The sequence below is a fragment of the Pseudomonas sp. Sample_9 genome, assembly GCF_004307535.1.
Classification (GTDB): Bacteria; Pseudomonadota; Gammaproteobacteria; order Pseudomonadales; family Pseudomonadaceae; genus Aquipseudomonas; species Aquipseudomonas mercuritolerans.
In genome coordinates this window covers 1-3454 of record NZ_RAZO01000180.1, presented here as the reverse complement: position 1 = coordinate 3454, position 3454 = coordinate 1, and the positions used below count along the sequence as shown (strand labels likewise).

Annotated in this window: 2 protein-coding genes; one reads left to right on the top strand and one right to left on the bottom strand. The window is 60.5% G+C overall.

Features of this window, described 5'->3' with window-relative positions:
• Window positions 1-23: 23 nt before the first annotated feature.
• Window positions 24-968 carry a LysR family transcriptional regulator gene (locus D6877_RS10045; RefSeq protein WP_130910652.1) on the bottom strand — a complete coding sequence of 315 codons (945 nt, stop codon included), beginning with the start codon at window positions 966-968 and terminating at the stop codon, window positions 24-26.
• Between the two features lie 165 nt (window positions 969-1133).
• Here D6877_RS10045 and D6877_RS10040 point away from each other — a divergent pair.
• Window positions 1134-3454: TonB-dependent receptor (locus D6877_RS10040; RefSeq protein WP_130910647.1), on the top strand; the 2321-nt coding region annotated here is incomplete at its 3' end.

Below are 3454 nucleotides of genomic sequence, written 5' to 3'. Positions count from 1 at the left end.
AGCCTGCTCGCGAAGGGGCCAGCTCAGACAGCAAAATTCTCCAGCGAACACACTTCCTCATCCTCCGCATCAACCACTTTGATCTGCTCAATCATCGCTTCGGCCAGCGGTGACAGCCGATACCCCGCACGGCTGACAATGCCGTAGCGGGTGTACAGCTCCTCCAAATCATCGGCCAGGCCTTCGATCTTCAAACAGACCAGCTCACCCTTGGCCAGATGCAGCGCATCGGAATACGCGCCGACAATTCCGATCGCCTCCGAACGCAGCACCACGCTCAACAGCGTCGAACCGTTTTCGCATTCCACATTCGGGGTGAAATCAGGGCGGCCGCTGAGGTCGACGATGACCTTGCGAAGGTTTGGCGGGCGAATGCTTACGGCCAGTGGATAGCTCAGCAACTGCTCGGCGGTGATGCGCTCGAACGCCGTCAGTGGATGCCCGGCGCGGCAGCAGAAATACCATTTGCGCGCCCGCAAGCGATGGGTCTGGTAATCCGGGTCGGCCTCGAATTGCCGGGTGTCGGCGACGAAGAATTCGAACTCTTCGCTGAGCAGGCGTTTGCTCAGGCTCTGCCAGTCATCGACTTGAAATTGCACTCGCGCTTTCGGGTAGCGGCCGATGAACGCGCCGATCGCGCGCGGGATCAATCCGGCGGCTGGCGCCGGCCCGCAACCAAAGCGCAATTCTCCGGCCTCGAGGCCATTGAACTGGCTGATCTCATTGGCCATCTGCTGCGCACCGCTGACCAGTCGCCGTGCATGTTCGAGCAGCACCTGGCCCTGTTTGGTCGGCGGCAATTCCTTGCGTCCACGGTCGACCAACTGGCAGCCGACGCTGTGTTCCAGCGCCTGAATGCTGCGGCTGAACGCTGATTGCGACAGGTTCACCGCCTGCGCGCCAGCGACGAAGCTGCGTTGCTCAACCAGAGCGATGAAGTGACGCAATTGGCGCAAGTCGATATGCATTTTACACATAAAAAATATCCGGGAAATGCATTGGATATGCATTAGGTGGACTCCTTATAAAGGCAATCTCTTATGCAGTAAATATTTGTAAATCCATAAATAAATAACTGAAAAGAATATGCAGCACTGAAGATGTCTGTGTGTTTTTTGACCAGGAGCCGCGCCATGAGTCCGTTGAATCTCGCGTTACCCCCATCTCCCCGACGGCTCAAACGCCTGCCTTTGGCGCTGTTGCTGGCAGGCAGCGCCAGCTGGACTCATGGCTATGCCGCCGAAGCCGAAACCCCGCCGCCGGTTCCGGCAGGCACAGCGGCGGCCAACGGTTCGCAGCTTGGAACGGTGACCGTTACCACTCGCCGTCGCGAAGAAAGCTCGCAGGATGTGCCGACGCCAATGAGCGTGGTCAACGGGCAGAATCTGGAGACGCAACGGGTTTACCGGATTCAGGACTTGCAGCAACTGGTGCCCAGCGTCAACGTCGCCTATATGCATGCGCGGCAGTCCAGCGTGTCCATCCGTGGCCTGGGCAACAACCCGGCCAGTGATGGCCTGGAAGGCAGCGTTGGCCTGTACATCGACAACGTTTATCTGGGCCGTCCGGGGATGGCGGTGTTCGATCTGATGGACATCGAACAGCTGGAAGTTCTGCGTGGGCCGCAGGGCACGCTGTTCGGCAAGAACACCACCGCCGGAGTGATCAATATCAGCACCCGCGCGCCCAGTTTCACGCCGGAACGCAGCATCGAAACCTCGGTCGGCGAGGACGGTTACTTCCAGACCAAGGGCACGATTTCCGGGCCGCTCAATGACCAACTGGCCGGGCGCTTTTCCGCTTATCGCACGCGCAGTGACGGCGACATCAAAAACGAATACGACGGCCACGACCTCAACGGCGGCTCCCGCGAGGGCTTTCGTGCGCAGCTGTTGTTCAAGCCCAATGAAGATTTCAATCTGCGCTGGATCGGCGATTACAACGAAGAAGATTCCAGCGCCGGCACCCGCGTGTTGTACAACACCGGGCCGACCATCAACGGCGTCAACCTGTATGAATCGCGGGCCAGTGCGGCCGGGGCGACGCTGGTCAACGGCCGGCATCGCAAGGTCAATCTCGACAACGACCAGCACGTCACCGTGCATCAGGGCGGCACGTCGGTGGAAGCCAACTGGACGTTGCCGAGCGACTTCACCCTGACCTCGGTCAGCTCTTATCGTTTCTGGAATTTCACCCCGCGCAACGACGATGGCCTCAACGTGCCGGCCAGTTACAACGCCGGCGTGTCGGTGGAAGACAAACAGTATTCGCAGGAATTTCGCTTGGCTTCGCCCAAGGGTGAGTTCTTCGATTACGTGGTCGGCGCCTACTATTTCGGCTCGGATCTGGACAACAAATCCTTCGCCTATTACGGCCCGCAAGCGGACATCTGGAACGGCACGCCGGCCGGCGCCCTGGCCAACGTTACCAGCGTCGGCAACGGCCATATCAAGACCGACAGTTTCGCCCTGTTTGCCCAAGGCACCTGGCACCTGAGCGAGCGCCTGGACTTCACCGCCGGGGTGCGTGGCACCTACGAAGAGAAAAACGCTTCGGTCAGCCGCAACGCGCCGCTCGGCGGTGTGGCGGTGACGGGCGCGGCAGCCAATGCGCGTCGCGGCCGTGCCGGCGCCTACGATTCCGGTGACTTGAATCAGTACAGCTCCAGCCCCTCGGGACTGCTCAACCTTAGCTATCGCATCACCGACGATGTGCTCGGTTACGCCACGCTGTCCCACGGCGAGAAATCCGGCGGGGTCAACCTTGCGGTCGGCTCCGCACCTACCGCTGGCGCCGACTCGTTATTGATCGGCACCGAGCGCGCCAACAACGCCGAACTCGGCTTCAAGAGCACCCTGTGGGATCGCCGCCTGCAACTCAACGCCAACGTATTCTGGACCCAGGTCAACGCCTACCAGACCAACGCCTATGACGCCGCCAACCGCGTGCAATACCTGACTAACGCCGGTTCGGTTCGCTCGCGCGGCATCGAGTTCGAAAGCACCGTGGTGCCGCTGCGTGGCCTGACCCTGAACTTCAACGGTTCGTACAACGACGTCAGCTACCTCTCTTACAAAGATGCACCGTGCCCGCCGGAAGTCAGCCAGGCCCCGGGTGCACCGGCGTCCTGCGACCTCAGCGGTCATCAAGTGGTCGGCGCGTCGAAATGGATCGGCAACGCCAACGGCGAATACAAATGGAATCTGGCTAACGGCTTCGAACCCTACGTCACCGGCAGCTACGCGTTCCGCTCCAAAGCGGTGGGCACGGTGGAGGATTCCGATTACGGGCAGATCCCCAGTTACGCGGTGGTCAACTTCTCCACTGGCCTGCGCGGCGATTTCAATCAGGGCCAGTGGGACGTCTCGCTGTGGCTGAAAAACGCCTTCGACAAAACCTACTACACGACTCTGTGGACCGGCGGCAACGGCGGCTATGAAGGCCTGCTCGGCAC